Origin of the sequence: Paenibacillus sp. FSL K6-1330, from assembly GCF_037976825.1 — a bacterium.
Classification (GTDB): Bacteria; Bacillota; Bacilli; order Paenibacillales; family Paenibacillaceae; genus Paenibacillus_AQ.
Genome location: NZ_CP150269.1, coordinates 5,284,528 through 5,302,496, shown reverse-complemented (window position 1 = coordinate 5,302,496; position 17,969 = coordinate 5,284,528). Strand labels below are relative to the sequence as shown.

Annotated in this window: 16 protein-coding genes and 1 tRNA gene; 8 read left to right on the top strand and 9 right to left on the bottom strand. The window is 48.8% G+C overall.

The annotated features are described in order from the left end of the window. The first annotated feature begins 57 nt into the window (after positions 1–57). Both NYE54_RS24155 and NYE54_RS24150 read left to right on the top strand, forming a co-directional pair. Positions 58–276: a hypothetical protein gene (locus NYE54_RS24155; RefSeq protein WP_339266759.1), complete on the top strand. Its 219-nt coding sequence runs from the start codon at positions 58–60 to the stop codon at positions 274–276. Between the two features lie 75 nt (positions 277–351). Then, the gene (locus tag NYE54_RS24150; RefSeq protein WP_071221734.1) at positions 352–681 is read left to right on the top strand and encodes a carboxymuconolactone decarboxylase family protein; all 330 of its coding nucleotides are present in this window, start codon (positions 352–354) and stop codon (positions 679–681) included. 84 nt (positions 682–765) lie between these two features. On the opposite strand, the gene NYE54_RS24145 is transcribed toward NYE54_RS24150, so the two are convergent. Then, complete coding sequence (locus NYE54_RS24145) at positions 766–1,185, bottom strand: hypothetical protein (RefSeq protein ID WP_339266757.1); 420 nt, start codon at positions 1,183–1,185, stop codon at positions 766–768. 182 nt (positions 1,186–1,367) lie between these two features. Between NYE54_RS24145 and NYE54_RS24140 the strand changes: the two genes are divergently transcribed. Together NYE54_RS24140 and NYE54_RS24135 are read left to right on the top strand one after the other, a co-directional pair. Beyond that, positions 1,368–1,451: transfer RNA gene (locus NYE54_RS24140), tRNA-Leu, on the top strand. 168 nt (positions 1,452–1,619) lie between these two features. Beyond that, positions 1,620–2,501 (top strand): divergent polysaccharide deacetylase family protein, encoded by an 882-nt coding sequence (locus NYE54_RS24135; protein WP_339266755.1) that lies wholly within the window; start codon positions 1,620–1,622, stop codon positions 2,499–2,501. Positions 2,502–2,829: 328 nt separating this feature from the next. Here NYE54_RS24135 and NYE54_RS24130 read toward each other — a convergent pair whose 3' ends face one another. Further along, positions 2,830–3,633 carry an N-acetylmuramoyl-L-alanine amidase gene (locus NYE54_RS24130; protein ID WP_339266753.1) on the bottom strand — a complete coding sequence of 268 codons (804 nt, stop codon included), beginning with the start codon at positions 3,631–3,633 and terminating at the stop codon, positions 2,830–2,832. 150 nt (positions 3,634–3,783) lie between these two features. Here NYE54_RS24130 and NYE54_RS24125 point away from each other — a divergent pair, with 150 nt between their 5' ends. Continuing rightward, positions 3,784–3,975: a YqzE family protein gene (locus tag NYE54_RS24125; protein WP_076325781.1), complete on the top strand. Its 192-nt coding sequence runs from the start codon at positions 3,784–3,786 to the stop codon at positions 3,973–3,975. A 237-nt stretch (positions 3,976–4,212) separates the two neighbouring features. On the opposite strand, the gene NYE54_RS24120 is transcribed toward NYE54_RS24125, so the two are convergent. The 3 genes from NYE54_RS24120 to NYE54_RS24110 form a co-directional block, all read right to left on the bottom strand. Next, positions 4,213–5,352 (bottom strand): hypothetical protein, encoded by a 1,140-nt coding sequence (locus NYE54_RS24120; RefSeq protein ID WP_339266751.1) that lies wholly within the window; start codon positions 5,350–5,352, stop codon positions 4,213–4,215. 144 nt (positions 5,353–5,496) lie between these two features. Next, positions 5,497–6,459: a YqhG family protein gene (locus tag NYE54_RS24115; RefSeq protein ID WP_339266749.1), complete on the bottom strand. Its 963-nt coding sequence runs from the start codon at positions 6,457–6,459 to the stop codon at positions 5,497–5,499. Position 6,460: 1 nt separating this feature from the next. After that, entirely contained in the window at positions 6,461–8,218 is a 1,758-nt protein-coding gene (locus NYE54_RS24110; RefSeq protein WP_339266747.1) for an SNF2-related protein, read from the bottom strand. A gap of 412 nt (positions 8,219–8,630) precedes the next feature. Here NYE54_RS24110 and NYE54_RS24105 point away from each other — a divergent pair, with 412 nt between their 5' ends. The 3 genes from NYE54_RS24105 (at position 8,631) to NYE54_RS24095 (ending at position 12,855) form a co-directional block, all read left to right on the top strand. Next, positions 8,631–11,285, top strand: coding sequence for an adenosylcobalamin-dependent ribonucleoside-diphosphate reductase (locus NYE54_RS24105; protein WP_339266745.1), 2,655 nt, complete (start codon positions 8,631–8,633; stop codon positions 11,283–11,285). A 250-nt stretch (positions 11,286–11,535) separates the two neighbouring features. Beyond that, complete coding sequence (locus tag NYE54_RS24100) at positions 11,536–12,222, top strand: hypothetical protein (RefSeq protein WP_339266743.1); 687 nt, start codon at positions 11,536–11,538, stop codon at positions 12,220–12,222. A 279-nt stretch (positions 12,223–12,501) separates the two neighbouring features. Next, on the top strand, positions 12,502–12,855 hold the full coding sequence (locus NYE54_RS24095; protein ID WP_339266741.1) for a hypothetical protein: 354 nt from the start codon (positions 12,502–12,504) through the stop codon (positions 12,853–12,855). Positions 12,856–13,204: 349 nt separating this feature from the next. Here the strand turns inward: NYE54_RS24095 and NYE54_RS24090 are convergent, their stop codons facing one another. From NYE54_RS24090 to NYE54_RS24075, 4 genes are all read right to left on the bottom strand, one after another. Then, the gene (locus NYE54_RS24090; RefSeq protein ID WP_339266740.1) at positions 13,205–13,543 is read right to left on the bottom strand and encodes a hypothetical protein; all 339 of its coding nucleotides are present in this window, start codon (positions 13,541–13,543) and stop codon (positions 13,205–13,207) included. A 63-nt stretch (positions 13,544–13,606) separates the two neighbouring features. Next, positions 13,607–15,979, bottom strand: a complete 2,373-nt coding sequence (locus tag NYE54_RS24085) for an AraC family transcriptional regulator (RefSeq protein WP_076325789.1) — start codon at positions 15,977–15,979, stop codon at positions 13,607–13,609. A 94-nt stretch (positions 15,980–16,073) separates the two neighbouring features. Beyond that, complete coding sequence (locus tag NYE54_RS24080) at positions 16,074–16,955, bottom strand: carbohydrate ABC transporter permease (RefSeq protein ID WP_076325790.1); 882 nt, start codon at positions 16,953–16,955, stop codon at positions 16,074–16,076. Between the two features lie 12 nt (positions 16,956–16,967). Further along, positions 16,968–17,930 carry an ABC transporter permease subunit gene (locus tag NYE54_RS24075; protein WP_339266736.1) on the bottom strand — a complete coding sequence of 321 codons (963 nt, stop codon included), beginning with the start codon at positions 17,928–17,930 and terminating at the stop codon, positions 16,968–16,970. Positions 17,931–17,969: the final 39 nt, after the last annotated feature.

Below are 17,969 nucleotides of genomic sequence, written 5' to 3'. Positions count from 1 at the left end.
ATGATCTCATTTAGGTCTTTTTTTGCAGAGTACGTTTATGGAGGAGGTATGGTTGTGATGATTAGCGATGAAAGACTCGATGAGCTGCGGCTCTCCGGCGAATTGGTTCGGGTTGTGCGAGATGGCTTGGAGACCAATGATATTATAGGCTTTGTCGTCGCCTGGGACCCGGAGCAGGTCATAATACGCCGTAGAAACCGGCGGGTCGTTAAACTGGATCGCCGCTACAGCTACCAGCTTAAAAAAGATCCAAGAGTAAGCCCGATCAAAGAGTAGGAGTAGGCATAGATCTCGAACTTGTCGGACAACTTAACCTCGCATCAAATTTTTGTGGAGGAGTTGCTTTGGGTTATGGAAATGTCCAATGACAAGGTCTCGGCTTATAAGAATGAAATTCTGAATTTGAAGCAGAGCATGCCGGAGATGGCAGAGGCGTATCATCAGTTCACCGGCGTTTGCTTTCAGGATGGCGAGCTGGATGAGCGAACGAAGCAGCTGATCGCGCTCGGGATCGGACTGTTTGCCAATAACGAGCTGTGCACCTTCTATCATATGGAGGAAGCCCGTGCGAAGGGAGCCTCGGATGCACAGATAATGGAGGCTGTAGCCGTGGCGTCTGCCGCCAGTGCGGGACATGCTCTCTCGCAGGGACTGACCCGCGTGCAGCATAATCTTCATTGATTCACGTGTTACCAATAACCGTCTCAACCGGAGCATTCTTGTGCAGTGGGGGAGACGGTTATTCTCTGTTTAAAGGGCGGCGATTTAGCGGGCGGAAACAGCGGCAGGAGGACGGGCTTGCTCGGAGGACTCGGTCTCGGGCGGGACCAGCCCAAGATAGGCTCGCATGCGGTCCATCATCTCCTCACGGAAGGATGGCCATAGAATGTTCATCGAACCAATGTAACCCCGGCATGCATATCGCGCCTGGATTCCATCCTGGTTTTGCCCAATATCATACACCTTGATCGCCCGCTTGGTGAATTCCTGTTTCACCTCACGAAGAAGCACAGCAGCACGCTTGGCTCCGTTCCCCACAACCTCTACATACAATTGCGGGCTCTTGAAGACACCGCTCTCCTGAATGATTCGGCAATCCCTTTCAAACACCTTATGGATGAACATCAGCAGCAGGTAACTCTTGATCAATGCTCGTTCTTCTGTCGTAACAGCCGGTATGGCCATCAACATCACCGCCTTTATATAGAAAATGGTTAATTGGATAGGAACTTATGTTCTTATTTTAACCGGAAAACAGGTTTTTAATCAAGTTCAAAAAAAGTGTTGACTCGATTTACCTGGCGTGATATTATATATCTTGTCGCCGCTGATAAGAGCTTGTCTCCTATAAGCGATGAAGATGATACGCGGTCGTGGCGGAATTGGCAGACGCGCACGGTTCAGGTCCGTGTGGGCTAACCCCCGTGGAGGTTCGAGTCCTCTCGACCGCATCCTTATGAAGAAGCTCGTAAACTTGCTTTTTAGCAGTTTACGAGCTTTTTTGTGTTGAAATTTGGACGGCAAACCGGCAACATTTACTTTCTGACTTACATATTTGATCAACTTTACTCAAACAATACGGTTAGGTATGTATGAATAGGATGGAAAGGGGCGTCAAGATGCGGAAGGTATATAAAAATTCGGTGATCCTGCTGTGTATGGTATGGGGGATCGTGAACGGACCACAGATAGGCTATGGTGCAGGGATGGTTGCTTGGACTGATCTGTCACGTCAGGAGCCAAACCAAGTGCACGAAGAATCCGGGCGCAACAGACCCGGCCAGGAAAAGAAAACGAATAAGCTAGCCGTTATCATCGATGATTTTGGCAATGATCAGAAAGGGACTCAGGAAATGCTCAGTCTGCCTGTCAAAATCACGGTCGCTGTGATGCCTTTTTTGCCCACAAGCGTGAAGGAGGCCGAGGCCGCGCATCGGCAAGGCCATGACGTGATTATCCATATGCCCATGGAGCCTAAGCAGGGGCGAGCTTCCTGGCTTGGACCGGGTGCCATCTTAACCTCGCTTACCGATGAGGAGATTCGTAAACGCATGGAAGAGGCCATTGATTCAATTCCTTACGCTGTAGGGATTAATAATCATATGGGTTCCAAGGTTACAGGGGATGAACGAGTCATGTCCATCGTACTCGACGTATGCAGGGAGAGAGGGCTGTTTTTTATCGACAGCAAGACGAATTACTACAGTGTGGTTGGCAAACTGGCAGCGGAGAAGGGGATGCCATCCATCGCCAACGATATCTTCCTGGATGACGTTCATACCGTTCAGCACGTGAGCAAGCAGCTGCAGACCGCAGCACAGCATGCGGAAGAGAGAACTTCCTGCATTGCAATAGGCCACGTTGGCGTGTATGGAATCCGCACGGCAGAAGCGCTAAAAGGAAGCATTCCTAAACTGCAGGCGAAGGTGGAGTTTGTAGGTATCAGCGATCTGGTAAGGGAACGATCAAGCTGGCGACCGAATCCGCTGCCTGCGTATTAGTGCAATAGCAGCACCGATAGCAATTTTTTGCCATGTTGTGAGTAACTGGACGATAAAAGGTTATCCGACAAAGGTCAGCCCATATCTTGTATAGACATAAAAAATAAATAGCCTTCCAGACAAGGACCCGGTGATTCCGTTCCCTGTATGGAAGGCTGTACTTATGTTGAGGCAGCGGCCACGCATGCTGTGAATGATCTCGCTAATGTTGCTGCTGACGCGCTGTGCGTAATCGGAATATCCCTAAAAGGTCCCGAACAGATGATTTCCGTTCCGAATCGTGTTGGCTACTGAGCCGGGTAGGATGAAAACAAAAAACAGCCCCAATCTACAGGGCCGTTAAATAACCGATAATCCCGTCGGCAATGGCCTCGGCAATCTGCATTTGACCATTGCGGCTGGTCAATAAATTCCGGTCCTCCATGTTGCTGAGGAAACCCGTTTCAACGATGACGGCGGGTACTTGGGTTTGATTGAGCAGATAATACGGCTTGCCTATCATGATGCCATTGTTGTTGCGGTAAACCAGATTCAACTGCTCTTGGATGGTGTCCGCAAGTAAGGTGCTCCGTCCCTCGGATTGATGCAGGACGATGCCTCCGCGCTTGGAGGAGTTTTTTCCCCAATTCACATGAATGCTGACTACAAGCTTGGTCGGAATCTCGCTGCTGAGCTGTTTACGATGCGACAGATCCCGGCGGTGTCTGGAGGAGCTTCGGTGCCAGCGGTTGTCGTCGCTAAGGGCGTAATCGGCATCACGATTCATCACGGCATGATAACCCTCCTTGCGAAGCAGCATGAACACTCTGCGTGAAATGGCCAGGTTGATATCTTTTTCGAGAATGTCCCCATACGACGTACCGCCGTCAATGCCGCCATGACCCACATCGATCAGAACGACATCATGTGCAAAAGGGTGCAGGTGCCGGAGCTTGGACTGGTCGATTTCCTGACCCGATGAGTGGGTGGATTCCGGCGTTTCGGACGTAAGCCGGGCTGTCTGTATCGATGTCTGATGAACGGTTCTTGCGGGATGCGTCATGGCATGCTTCTTCACTGGACAGGCTTCGGTGACAGAACCCGGGAATGCCAGCGTAAAGAGAAGCATCCACACCCCTGCTGCCTTAACCATGATGGATTCCTTCTTTCACGTAAAATTTCGGCTTTATTAGAATGTGCATTTAGCGGAAAAATCATGCCGTTCAAATACGTGCGTCTAGAATCGATCGAAATGGAGCAAACTGATATTGGGATGTGGATAAACCATAAGGAGTTGATTCATATGGCTAGCGGCGATGATTTAATCAAGTACATTACCGAGCGCGTGGTTCATTATATAGATACACCCAAGGACGTTCGGCGCAAGGCGAAGGTGAAGGAATCCTGGACCACAAGGTGGTTCGGCATGATTCCGTTCTCCATGTCGCTATGGAAAGAAGATGTAACCACCAAGCGCAAAAAAAGGGCAAAGTAGCAGCTGCTGCACGTTCCTTCATGAAGTCGCATTTTGTACATCGTGCGTATTGCTCCCTGTTACGCACGATGTCAGGTTCGAAACATGCTTTGGAATGGCTGTAGACCCTTGTGAGTGCTGAGTGCACAACCATAAACCGTTTTGAAAAAATATAAAGGACGCTGCCCGTTTAAGGGCCGCGTCCTTTTGTCAGTCATGGCATATTGCATGGATGAGGGCTGCTTGCTTTAACCCGTGTCATTTCGGCTGAGCATAAAATTGACCTTGTCCGATTAACCGGGATGCCGGCAAGAAACGGAGAGTGTCTGTATTCCGTAAGGGAACCGACACATAAAGCGCAGCCGGGTTCTCCTGATTCGCCGGGGACCAGCGATGCCAGCCGGTTAAGTTAAAAGGTGCACCGTAAGCAGCATTGCCTTTTTTGGACTTGAATATCAGGGTGGAGTGCTCTTGTAGTAAACTCCGCAGATCGGCGCTGCTTCGGGTCGTTAGTTCGCTTGAGGTCAGCCACAGCAGATTATCGTAAGGATCCATGAAGTCGCCGGTTGCGATGGAGGGAGTGGCGGCAAACCAATGATTGGACGTGGATGAAGCCACGAGTCCTTTGGCTGTTGTAGGCAGAGATACGGATACCAGCTTCGTCGTTGAATGCGTCTGCTGGGGTTCATCCGGGAGAGCTTCACTATTTAATGCATTAAAATAAATCGGCTTCTTGCCGGGCAGCTGGACCTGCCAGACGGGGGACACGTCATACAGCTTGCGCACGATGCTTCCTTGAGGCAATGATCCTCCGGCCTTCACAAGTCCTTCCGCAGAGAGCCGTTCTTTCAACGGCGCTTGGCTGTAGGGAAGAGTCGAGCCGATTCCGTATTCACTCAGGATATATCCACCGTCTTCTTCTGCACTGATAATCATGTATCCTTGCGGCAGTCCTTCATCGGAAATCGTGACCAACCAGCCGTGCGTTCCCGGACCAAGCGGGGTGAATTCGAGCTTGGCTTCATCCCAGGTCGTAAATGGCGCATGGGCCGATAATTGAGCGACAGTCTCCTCCGCAAAGTCCATCAAACTCCCGGGTACCTGAGCCACGGCGTTGTTCTGATTAACATCTGAAACGCCTGATCTATGATGATCGGCTGTAAGCTGAGTGCTGGTGCTGGTCAGACTAGGGCTGTTCGCAGAATTGGAAACGTCGGCTTGGCTAGCGGCAGCCAAGCTTGCCTGCGGCTGGAACGAGCTGAACAGGATAGTTGTTACGATCATAGAGACAGACAGCATTCGATATCGGCTGGTCTGTTTGTTATCGGGTGATTTTGGCTGGGAATTCTTGCTATCCTTGTCATTATGGTTATGAAGTTTCATGTTCCACTGTTTCAAATCATTAACCGCCTTTCCTTGGCCCTACGCGCCGTGGATGTATTGAAATCATCATATCGGACAAGCTCTGCAAAGGCTGTTGCAAGCTGTCGCGGTAGGAGAAGGGAGAATGGTTCTTTTTTTGCCTGCTTTTGTAGAGGGGCGTCATGATGGCGCACCCACAGGCGAACACAGATGAAATAGACCGCAGGTTATGACGGACAAGCTCACTTTCGGCTCGTACTGCCACTGCATTTCCGACCGACGGTTCTTATATTGCTCCTCAATGAGCGCTTTTTTCTCTTCATCCTGCTCCTTGAGCAGGTCCTCGTAATAGCTGTCGATCACCAGCAGTTCTTCTTCAAGACGTTCTCTTGCTTTGGTGGCCCAGTCATAGTCCAGCTTGCTTATCTTGTCGATAAGATGGTTCTCCAGCGCATCTACGGCCTGTTCGAGCGTAAGAGCCGCCGGTCGGACGTGAACGCTCTCGGGCAAGCGGGGCGTCAGTTCGCGTCCAATCAGGATCGCCGGGAAGTCTTGGGCAATCGTACGACTAGATAATGAGATTCCGAGAAAAAACAATTCCTCCCGCTTCAGATCACAGCTGAACTCCACCTTGAAGCAGACGCCCAGCCACTGCTCATACGGAGTGGAACGGGCTCTCGGACGCGGCTCGGTATCGCGCTGCTGGAACAGGTAGACGCATTTGCCTTCCTCCCGGGAAGCATTCCAGATTTGGGCGAGCCGGCTGCTGCCGTAGCCAATGTTCTCCCGCTGAATGCGGCCGGGACCGAGGATAGGCAGAACTGGGGCATTCCCATAAAAGCGGGCTAGGAGCGGATCCTGCGTAGGCGAGGCGAGCTGCGCTTTGGCCTCGGCTGCTTGGGTCTTTGCAAGCCGTTCGTCGTATTTCTCCGGATCAAACACGAAATTGAAGGACAACGTTTCGGCGGGAGCGCCGGTACGTTCCACGAAGCCCCAGTAATACGGGCGGTTGGTGAGCATTTTGTCGGCTTGCGGTGACAGTTTCACGGTGACATGCTCAGGCGATTTTTCAATGACGGAGCATTCGGTGGCTTCCAAATAGGCCATGAAGTGCTGCTGCACCTCCTGCGGCGTCATGGTCATATTAGGCTTCTTCCTCTCTTAGATTTTCTTCGACGGTGCTTCCCTGCTCGATATCCTGTTTAATATGGTGAATCGAATCGCCCAATGTGCTGATGCGCTGGCGGAGCTCATCGTCGTTGCCGGACTCCAGCATGATTTTGTACAGACTCTTCTCGATGGATTCCTTCTTCTCGAACCGCTCCAGAATGACATCCAGTCCGCCGATGACCATCTCGAACATGTTGATCTTCTCGTGCAGCAGGTTCAGGATGTGCTCTTCAATGGTTCCCGACGTGGACAGATTATAGATCTTCACGTCATTGGTCTGGCCGAGACGATGCACGCGTCCAATCCGCTGCTCAACCCGCATGGGATTCCAGGGCAGATCAAAGTTGATCATATGGTGGCAGAATTGCAGATTGATGCCTTCGCCGCCAGCTTCCGTCGCGATCATGACCTGCGCCTTGCCACGGAAGAGATCCATCATCCAGTCCTTCTTGCCGCGGTTCATTCCGCCTCGGTACGGTACGGAGATCAGTCCATGATCGCGGAAATAATTGAGCAAGTATTCCTGCGTGGCGCGGTACTCCGTAAATACGATGACCTTCTCGTTCATTTGCTGGATGAGCTCGATGGTTTTTTCCGCCTTGGTGTTGGCTTTGATGGCCTTGATGAGATAGACGAGCTCCCAGATTTTATCGCGCAGCGGAGAGTCCTCGGGCAGCTTCTTGGACAGATTAACAAGAGTCACGAAGACGGCATCGCGGCTGCTGCACACTTCACGCTGGAGCGTAACGAGTGACAGCATACTGCTTAAATTTCCCCCTGCTGCCTGATACTGATCTTTGACGAAGGACGTAACGCCGTCGTATAATGACTGTTCTTCGGGCGAAAGGCTAAGCCCTACATTGCGGACGGATCGCTTGGTGAATTTCACTTCGCCCTCGCCGCGGCGGTTACGGATCATGACCTTGGACAGCTCATCCTTGAGCTGATCCTGGTTCTTGGGTCTTCGTTTATCGACAACAAAATTAGCGGCAAACTGCCCTTGGCCTCCGAGCTGGCCCGGCTTCAGCAGAGTGATCAGATTGAAGAGCTCGCTGAGATCGTTCTGCACCGGCGTGGCCGTCAGCAAGAGGCAGTATTTTTTGCGCAGCTTTTGAATGAATTGATAATTGGATGTTTTCTTGTTCTTGAGTTTGTGCGCCTCATCGATGATGAGCATATCGTATTCCTCGTTCAGCAGAATCTCCTGATGCGGATCGCGTTTGGCCGTGTCCATGGAGGCGACGACGATATCATTACCCCAAGAGTACGCTTTTTTCTGCGCAATCGCGGGAATGCCAAACTTAGAGTTCAGCTCGCGAACCCATTGCAGCACAAGGGAAGCCGGAACGAGAATCAACACTTTGGATACCAGACCGCGCACGATGTATTCTTTTAAAATAAGACCGGCTTCAATCGTCTTTCCTAGTCCCACCTCATCGGCGAGAATCGCTCTGCCCGACATCTCGAACAATACGCGTCTGGCGGTATCAGTCTGATGGGGGAGCGGGGATAAGGCGCCAAGATGCTTAAGGCATTGTAATTCTTCAAAGCTTGTAACCAAGCGGGATTTCTCGCCCTCAACGGCAAGTTGGGCCAGACGATAGTCACCCCAAGGTCCACCCTTGTCCAGTCGACCGGCGAGATCGTCAAACCAGGAACGGTCGATCTGCAGTGGAACGGGAAGGCGTGGGTCGGTAATCATGCCTGATTCGGCAGATGGCTGATGGTTCATGTCGATCTCCTCCTGTTGTGAAAGATTCCGGGCCAGCGGTGTATATGTAGTATGGACGAAAAAAGAAGTCTTCATAACCTTGCACGAATTCGGGAGGCGTGGAATACCCTATAGGGCGCACGGCTGCTGGAATTGGATATTTTCATCCTTTTTTTTCATAGGGAAGGGTGAAAAAGAGAGCGAGAGGAAGAAAGCGGAAGCTTGCGAGCGGGAGCTTGGATCTGTTGGCTTAATTTTCACATTATCGGCATAGTTAACCTATATATAGTGTAGTATAATGAATTGGTAGCACTATATATGGTGTATATAGTGGTTTTAGATGTTTGACCGACTACATAACAGGTTATGTTGTTGGTGAGCGCATAACTGCGGAACTTTTTAATTTTATATCTTATATAGGAGGTAGTTGCTCTTGAGTACGATGCAGAATCAGCGGCTGGAAGGTTTAAGCGAGAAGATCTTTTTGGACCGGTATGCCTGGAAGGACGCGGACACCAACAACGCGAAGGTAGGCGATGTGGTGCTCGTTTTGACGAAGGATGATCCTAAATTTCCGACCAAGGAAGTTGGCGAAATCGTGAATCGCGAAGGCCGCAAGGTCACGGTGAAGACACGGAAGGGCGAGCTTGTGGAATCGGATGTGGAGAAACTGACGTTAACCATCGAGAAAACGCCGGAAGAAATGTGGGATCGACTCGCGGCTGCCATGTCATCGGTTGAGGCAACGCCGGAACTGCAGGAAGAGTGGCGCGGAAAGTTCCGCGAGATTCTGGATGATTGGAAGCTGGTACCGGGCGGACGGATTGCAGCTGGAGCTGGTGCGAGCGATGAATTGACGCTGTTCAACTGTTACGTGATTCCTTCGCCGAAGGACAGCCGGGGCGGCATCATGGAAACCCTGAGCGAGATGACCGAGATCATGGCTCGCGGCGGCGGTGTCGGCATTAACTTGTCTTCCCTGCGTCCTCGGCGTGCGATCGTAAGAGGCGTGAATGGTTCTTCCAGCGGCGCGGTATCGTGGGGCGGATTGTTCAGTTATACAACGGGATTGATCGAGCAGGGAGGAAGCCGCCGGGGTGCGCTCATGCTGATGATTAACGATTGGCATCCGGACGTGGAGGATTTCATTACCGTGAAGCAGACGATGGGACAAGTTACGAATGCGAACCTGTCGGTATGCGTCAGCAATGATTTCATGAAGGCCGTGAAGGAAGATCTGGACTGGGAGCTGGTGTTCCCGGATACTACTGATCCTGATTATGATGAGCTGTGGGACGGGGATCTGGATAAATGGAAGAAAGCCGGACACCGTATCATTCCATATAAAACCGTAAAAGCACGCGAGGTCTGGCACACGATTATCGAATCCGCATGGAAATCGGCAGAGCCGGGCGTCGTATTCATGGAATACTATAACCAGATGTCCAACAGCTGGTATTTCAATCCAATTATCTGTACGAACCCTTGCGGTGAGCAGGGACTTCCGGGCTGGGGCGTATGTAATCTGTCCGCGATGAACCTGTCGAAGTTCTATGATGAAGCGAATCATGACGTTGCCTGGGATGAGCTGGCGACAACGACGCGTTACTCTGTGCGTTTCCTGGATAATGTCATTGACCGGACGCCGTACCACTTTGAAGAAAACGAATTGAACCAGAAAAAAGAGCGCCGCGTGGGTCTCGGAACGATGGGCCTGGCCGAGCTGATGATCAAGCTGAACATCCGTTACGGCAGCCCGGAATCGCTGGAGTTTCTGGATAAGCTGTATGGCTTCATTGCTCGCGAAGCGTACCTCGCTTCCGCGGATATTGCCGAGGAGAAGGGTTCGTTCCAAGCATTCGATGCCGAACTGTACCTGCAAAGCGGTTTCATGAAAAATATGACTGAGGTATATCCTGAGGTTGCTGAAGCGGTACGCAAAAAAGGTGCGCGCAACGTAACCGTCATTACCCAAGCGCCAACGGGCAGCACGGGTACCATGGTCGGAACGTCGACGGGGATCGAGCCGTACTTTGCCTTCAAATACTTCCGTCAAAGCCGACTTGGCTTCGACGAGCAGTTCGTGCCGATTGCCCAGGATTGGCTGGACAGCCATCCGGGCGAGGAGCTTCCGGATTATTACGTCACGGCGATGAGCCTCTCTGCCGAGGATCACATCCGCGTGCAGGCGGCGATTCAGCGCTGGGTAGACAGCTCCATCTCGAAGACGGCAAACTGCCCGTCGGACTTCACGGTTGAAGATACAAAGCGTTTGTATGAGCTGGCATTCGACCTTGGATGCAAAGGTGTAACGATCTACCGCGACGGCAGCCGTGACGTGCAGGTGTTGCAGACGGAGAAAAAAGAAGATAAGGCCGCCGAAGCGACAACAGCTTCTACTGTGGACACGGCGCTGGAGCAAAGCGCGACAGGCCAAGCCGCAGAGGATGCGGCGAGCGTTGAGCCGGCGGCTGCAAGCGTGGCAGTGACAGCCTCACCGAGCAAGAGCGGGCTGGATAAACAATACAAGAAGCGTCCGCAAGTGCTGCGCGGCGCAACCTATAAAATGAACACGCCGTTTGGCATGGCGTACATTACGATCAACGATCTGGACGGCATTCCAAGCGAAATCTTCCTGAACGTCGGCAAGGCCGGATCGGATGTGTTCGCGATGGCGGAAGCCTTGGGCCGCGTCTGCTCCTTGTTCCTCCGTTACGGGGACCACGGCAATAAGGTAGAGCTGCTGATCAAGCACCTCAAGGGCATCGGCGGCACCGGCGCGATCGGCTTCGGCGCAAACCGTGTAGAATCTATCGCCGACGCGGTGGCGAAGGCGCTCGAAACGCACGTGGTAAACAACGCTGGGGCGGATCATGACCATGATCCGGCACCGGTCGCAGCCACGATGGCGCCTGCTGATGCAGATGCCGGGAGTGAGACCATAGCCGCGGGATATGGTGGACATGGTTCGCACGCAGGCGGCAGTTCCATGTCGCTGGATCTATGCCCATCTTGTGGCGGGGCGTCTCTGATTAACATCGAAGGATGCAAGACTTGCGGGAATTGCGGGTATAGTAAGTGTTCGTGAGGAAGTTGAACTCTTTGTTTAGAAAACATTAGATAATGAATGATCATTTTAAAGGCATGTGAGATTTCCGCGAAGGCGGGGATCTCCTTTTTTTTCGTACGGCCAGCATGTACGGTGGTGTGAGTGGAAGGGGGAGCTGCCCTACCTACTCGGTTGTTATAGGAAGGGAGAGGAGCAGTTGGAGCTCCCCTATGTTGCTCTGTATGATGGTGGAACAGACCGGTTTATTTTTAAGAGCACGTCCAGTTTCATGTCTGTAAAATGGTTTCCCCAGCCGATTACAAACTATATTATGATATGGGCGATCTTTAATAGCCTTGTTGGATTGGCCCTGGTTATTTGGAAATATAGACAGGAGAAAAGAAATAGTGCTGAGCTTTCTATTCAACATCTAGGATTAAAAATCGGTCTGAACCCCTTGATGAAGACTTTTATTCTTGCTCTATGTATCTTTGGAATCTTTTTTACGGTTGTATTTTTGGCAGAATACATCTTAAATGCTGATTTTAAATTATGGATACTGGGGGTATTTACATTCCATTCAGATAAGTTCTTGGTGTGGATGAACTACCTGCCATTCTTCTTCATTTTTTATCTGACGAACTCGTTGTTTATAAACAAATTGAGTTTCAGCAATATCAAGTCTGAAAAAGTAAACATGATTGTCGCTGGATTCGGAAATGTGCTTGGAATCATGATGATCAATGGAATCCAGTATGCTGTTTTATTTATGACGGGCAACTCATTCTGGCAAGAGACGAGACTTTATCCCATGGTTTTACTTCCCTTTATTTTCTTATTATTTGCAGCGGCAATGATTAGTCGAAGCCTATACAAACTGACAGGAAACATTTGGCTCGGTGCAATGGTGAATACATTGATCATAACGATGATTGGAGTTGCTAACACGGCTACCTTGGTTCCTTTTCAAACTTAAACACACACAGGAAATTTACGGTAATGCAGGGGGAAGCGAATACCTGAAATCTAGAAGTACCAGTTCCTCTGCACTGCAGATGGAATCGGTGCTTTTTTTTTGCAATATATTAACCGTACCACCAACACCAAACGTTTTTTGTTCAGAATTTCGATATATATGCATATAATATTTATTTTGGTATAATAGTTAAAATATTACTTTATGATCTAACCATTACATATATTTTCTCTACTGACATTCTATATCAAGAAGGAAGGAAAGAAAGGAGGTGAATAAATGAAAAAAGTAGTACTAATCTTATTATTAGCGTGCTTCTCTTTCTCTACTAGTGCATTTGCTGCCTATACTGCAACATCTCATGATTTGACAGTTAGCCAACCAGCTCAATATAAATTAAGTGTTGGCCTATGGAGTTCTACGAATGAAACCGTTGATCTAACGCTTTATTCGAAAGGACCATCTGGTCAACTTAGTACAGTCTTCACGACTACCGTGAATATTGGGCCAACTTCTTCAAGTCCTGTCGAGTATTCAGTAGGTTATCTTAGCCCTGGAACTTATGTCCTCAAAGGACAATTCCAAGGGTCTTATGGTAGTTTAGGACCTGTTAGTTTGAATCAAGCCAATTAATAAAAGACATAGAGATTAAAACGGCCAAGCTCAATCGTATGGCCGTTTTATTTTTTTAATTGAAAAAGGCTCGGTTCAAAAAAATTGACAATGGAGTTTTAGAAGAATTATTTGGCAGGAGTTATGGGGAATTCGAAGAAGATACTAACAGCTGGTAGAAGAAAGAGGTTAGTGGGCGCTGATAGCGTGGATTGCCTAGTCTTAATCAAGTAATCCCTTTACTTATTTTCTTAATGTAATACCTGCTTATTTCTACCCAAAGCCAGCTGTAGAAAAGCGAGAACACATAAATGATGGCGATCGTACTCAGGCTAAATGTAGATGAAACTGCCGGGCCCAGAACAGGAAATCAAAAAACGTATAGCAAAAAAAGGATTCCTGCCCACAAAGACAACGACCCGGTAATCACGACCGGCAAACGTATGTTCAAATAAATCAGCGAACCGCCAACCCCAAGCCCCAATAAGCCTGTCGTGAAAGGAAAAACGATCAGTTCGCTTGGTTGGATAAAAAAGAGAAGCAACATCGTGAGCAAATAGGCGGTCAGACCGGAACCGACGGAAAGGATCGTACATAACACAATGGGGGCTGTAGCGAGGGGACTAATCAAGTAGCCTATCCCTGGCAGTAACCCTCCCATGGATTGAAAAATGGCGGATAGCGCGTCAAGAAAAGCGACCGTAATCATGCAGCACATCCTGTCTTTTAATGAGAGATGTGCTGCCGATATAAAATAATGCGGTATATATTCCTATTGATTTAATCCGGCACATTTCGTAATACTTTCTCTATATTTACCGGGAGTAATGCCTTCGATCTTCTTAAAAACCCGAATGAAAACAGTATCGCTTGTATAACCGACCATCTTGGCAATCTGTGCGTTGGTCAGCCCAGGATCCGACATCAGTTTCTTAGCGTGATCCATGCGTACGACAGTCAGATAGTCGTTGAAGTTCTGTCCACTCACTCTTTTAAAAAATTGTGAAATATATTGCGGCGTGATCTGCAAATGCTCAGACACTAAATTCAAGCTCATGTTTGGATCGGCGTAATTCGCTTGAATGCAGGTTTGAATTTGCAGAAGGAGCTGTTCATTGTGATCGCTTCGTTCCAGTTTGAACGATTCGGCGGCCGATACATACAGGTCCTTCGCTTTTTCAAACATTTCGTCGGTTGTTTTACAGGAAACCAGGAATCGCACAGGGTGGATGTCACCTTCTGTAAGCTTCCGGTAGGCCAGCGTATCCGAATCCGATGCCATGATACGCAACAGGGTACCGGCAAGACTGAATAATAAGCACCTCCCAAGCTCCGGAGTGATGGATTCGTCGCGAAAATTTCGATCGAACAGCTGTGTGAGCAGTTGGATAACTTGCTCTGTATCGCCGCTTCGAATACAGTTAATTAACTGCAGCTCGGTTTCGACGGGGTAATAATATTGCAGCTTTTTCTGGCGAATATCATGATAGTAAAAGGTCGACAGCTGCCCATTGACCATCCTGTACTCTAAGGCGGCAGCCGCTTCCAAATAGGCTTCCCCAATCTGATGCTGGCCCTTATGAACGCCGCTTACGGCTATGCTGATCTCCAGCTTGAACCTAGTCTCCAGCATGCGATGCAATTCGGATACGATGTCCTTCACCCGGCAAGCCGGATGATCCATCTGATCCGGCATTAGATTAACGAGCAGGGCCAGCCGGTCTTTCTCCAAGTCGATCGTATGTATCGTATGGCCTTCGTAGATTGAATCTTCAGCCAGATTGGAGATGATAAATCGCACCAATGCCCATTGTTTTTCACTTTGGTTCGGTGCGAACCGGGACATGTCGTCCACTTGAACGAGAATGACGGCAAAATGAGGAAATGGAAAATGGATGCCCATAAATTCCAGCGACTGTTTCATTTGCTCTGGAGGTTCAAAGTAGCCTTGAAGCACACGATGCAAATAGTTAGAACGAAGAATGGGCAGTTGTTGAGTCAGTTTGTTTTTAATATGCCTTTCTTCATCCCAGGAAATCTTCATCATTTCCAGGATGTAGTCAAATTCATTCACAGCAGGTTTACGTGGATGAGACTTTCCGGCCTGAATCGCCTCTATCATTCTCTTGATTGGAAAATAGTTTCTGTACGCGATTCCATATGCAGCTGCACTCCCCGCAAGGATACATAGCAAGAGAAGCCACAGCGCAAGATGCTCCATTTGTTTCACTTTCTGTAGATATATATTCAAAGGCATCACAGCAATATAGTACCATCCGACTTGTCCCGAGGTTGTGAATGATACCGTTACATCTTGACCGTTCAGATTGTAATTGCGTAAACCGGAGTTCGACTTCAGTTCATTCAATATCGAGTGTGATAACGGACTTGCACCAGGGGTACTGCTGATGAGTTCATGATTTTGGTTCACGATATAAACGGAACTCCCGTTTGCGGACTCGATTTGTCGTGTCATTTCGTGAATCTTGGTTTCATCGATCAGAACCGTAAGATTCCCTTTAATATTGGATGTGTCTTCGACCGGCAACGATTGCATAAAGGTAATCACTTGCATGGGGTCATCCTTCAGGTAGCCGTTTCGTTGTAAGGTGGAGGACGGCAGGTATGTTTGACTATGATAGCTAGTCATCTGCTTACGCCATTCTTCATGGGTCAGATGTTCAAAGCGATAATATTTATCATAAAAGTTGTGAGAATCGGTTACGAGATTCGGTTTGATTACAGAATCGCTTCGGTCCAAAAAAATATAGAAATCGTATACAAAATCCTTGGTAATTCTCGAATGCATGTTTAAATAATCTCTTGTAAACTGGACCAAATGATACCGTTCTGACAAGTCTTTGTGTTCCGTATCCAATAAATAACGCAGCTTCGGATTGAGTATAATTTGATGGGATAATTGTTCAATTTCTTTAAAATTGCTGTCTATATTGAGACGCATCTGCTCCAGCATGCCGAGATTGGACCGTTCCGCATTGGATTTCATGATATGTTCAATATTGGTATAGAACACAAACCAAATCAGGATGGGAACCAGGAGCAGAAGACAATTGGATACGAGCATCCTGATGAATAGGCTCCTTCTTTTGCTTCCGGCATTCTTTCTTCGAATGATTGAAAACATGGCGATCCTCCTAGTATAGAAAAGCTTGCTCAATCCCTATAATTCGGGAAGAGCAAGCTTGCTCCCTTCGTTGGATGACCGATTCGTGTGATGATCATTCTTTTAACGCACCAATCAGGACACCGTGCACAAAATACTTTTGCAGAAACGGGTACAGGCATAATATTGGAAGTGTAGATATGATAATCGTCGCATATTTGATCGTGATCCCGATGTCCAACCGATCTGTGGCTGCTGCATCGGTCGTCATACTGTCCGTACTATTCGAGATCAGAATTTCACGGAGCACTAGCTGTAGAGGAAATAACTCCCGATCACGCAAATAAATCAATGCGCTAAAGTATGAATTCCAATGTCCCACTGCATACCACAGCACCATGACGGCAATAACGGGCATCGAAAGAGGCACAATGATTCTGCTCATAATAATCCAATCATTGGCCCCGTCGATCCGCGCGGATTCCTCCAAACTAACGGGTACCGCTTGAAAGGCGGTTCGCATAATGATCAAGTTAAATGAACTGATAGCCCCGGGCAAGAGAAGAGCCCAAGGCGTATCCAGCATGCCGAGACTGTTCACCAGCAGAAAGGTTGGAATCAGCCCCCCATTGAACACCATCGTAATCACGATGATGAGCATGATGGAATTGTTGAAATAGACGTTGCGGCGAGAAAGGGCATAGGCACCGAGCGTTGTCATGAATAGGTTAATGATTGTGCCGCCAGCAACATAGAAGAGGGTGTTCCGGTAGCCGGTCAGAATCATGGGATTATCTATAACGGCTTTATACGCATCCAGATTAAACCCGGTCGGGAAAAACAGCATGCCGCGAAATCGGGCGATTTCTGCAGGATCGCTTAAAGATGCGAATAATACGTATAGGAACGGATAAAGCGTGACGAAGCAAAGCAGGAGCATGAAACATGTATTGACGACGGAAAATATCGATTCACCCAGGCTGCGTTTGTGAAACATACCGGTCCTCCCTTACCACAATTTATGTTCGCTCACTCGTTTGCTAATGGAATTGGCGAGTACGATCAGAATGAAGCTGATGACCGAATTGAATAACCCAACGGCAGCGGTATAACCGAAATCGGCTCCCAGGATACCTTTCCTGAATACATAGGTAGAGATGACATCGGCCGTCTCATAGGTCATCGGATTGTACATCAAAATAATTTTCTCGCTCCCGACGGAAAGCATGGATCCCATGTTGAGAATGAGCAATATCACAATGGTCGGCATGATCCCGGGCAGGGTAATATGCAAGGTCTGTTTCCATCGTCCCGCTCCGTCAATCCGGGCCGCATCATAGAGAGTCGGATCAATGTTGGCTATGGCGGCGAGATAGATAATAGAGCCCCATCCGATTCCCTGCCAGACGCCGGAAGAGACGTACATGAACCGAAACCACCCCGGCTCCTGCATGAAGGCAATCGGTTCAAGTCCGATCATGCCAAGAAGTTGATTCACCAGACCGTCGCGGGCAAAGAAATCGATCATCATCCCGACCACAACGACGATGGAGATAAAGTGCGGGAGATAGCTTATCGTCTGGACGATCCGTTTAAAAAAACTCCTGCGAATCTCATTAAGCAATAAGGCAAGTATGATCGAAGCGGGGAACGCAAACAGCAATTCATAGATATTGATCAGCAAGGTGTTCCGAATCAGTCTCCAAAAATAGTGGTTTCCAAAAAAACTTTCAAAATGATCGAAACCCATCCATGGACTTCCCCAAATTCCGTCGGCAAGTCCGTAATCTTTAAAAGCAATTTGCAGACCATACATGGGTCCGTAATGAAAAACGATGTAGTAGGCAACGACGGGCAGCAGGATAAGATAAATGTAGCGGTTCCGTATTATGTCCTTTTTTATCATGCTCCATTTCTTCTCTGCCCGGTTCCCCGTTGCCGTCTTCACAATGTTTCTCTGTACATTAGGCATGGTTTACTCCTTCTTTGAATACCGGAGAACGGCAAGCCG

Bases quoted from the DNA above. Each gene is read 5' to 3' on its own strand.
- NYE54_RS24155 (WP_339266759.1), top strand. From the start codon at position 58: ATGATTAGCGATGAAAGACTCGATGAGCTGCGGCTCTCCGGCGAATTG.
- NYE54_RS24150 (WP_071221734.1), top strand. From the start codon at position 352: ATGGAAATGTCCAATGACAAGGTCTCGGCTTATAAGAATGAAATTCTG.
- NYE54_RS24145 (WP_339266757.1), bottom strand. From the start codon at position 1,185: ATGGCCATACCGGCTGTTACGACAGAAGAACGAGCATTGATCAAGAGT.
- NYE54_RS24135 (WP_339266755.1), top strand. From the start codon at position 1,620: ATGCGGAAGGTATATAAAAATTCGGTGATCCTGCTGTGTATGGTATGG.
- NYE54_RS24130 (WP_339266753.1), bottom strand. From the start codon at position 3,633: ATGGTTAAGGCAGCAGGGGTGTGGATGCTTCTCTTTACGCTGGCATTC.
- NYE54_RS24125 (WP_076325781.1), top strand. From the start codon at position 3,784: ATGGCTAGCGGCGATGATTTAATCAAGTACATTACCGAGCGCGTGGTT.
- NYE54_RS24115 (WP_339266749.1), bottom strand. From the start codon at position 6,459: ATGACCATGACGCCGCAGGAGGTGCAGCAGCACTTCATGGCCTATTTG.
- NYE54_RS24110 (WP_339266747.1), bottom strand. From the start codon at position 8,218: ATGAACCATCAGCCATCTGCCGAATCAGGCATGATTACCGACCCACGC.
- NYE54_RS24100 (WP_339266743.1), top strand. From the start codon at position 11,536: ATGTCTGTAAAATGGTTTCCCCAGCCGATTACAAACTATATTATGATA.
- NYE54_RS24095 (WP_339266741.1), top strand. From the start codon at position 12,502: ATGAAAAAAGTAGTACTAATCTTATTATTAGCGTGCTTCTCTTTCTCT.
- NYE54_RS24090 (WP_339266740.1), bottom strand. From the start codon at position 13,543: ATGATTACGGTCGCTTTTCTTGACGCGCTATCCGCCATTTTTCAATCC.
- NYE54_RS24085 (WP_076325789.1), bottom strand. From the start codon at position 15,979: ATGTTTTCAATCATTCGAAGAAAGAATGCCGGAAGCAAAAGAAGGAGC.
- NYE54_RS24080 (WP_076325790.1), bottom strand. From the start codon at position 16,955: ATGTTTCACAAACGCAGCCTGGGTGAATCGATATTTTCCGTCGTCAAT.
- NYE54_RS24075 (WP_339266736.1), bottom strand. From the start codon at position 17,930: ATGCCTAATGTACAGAGAAACATTGTGAAGACGGCAACGGGGAACCGG.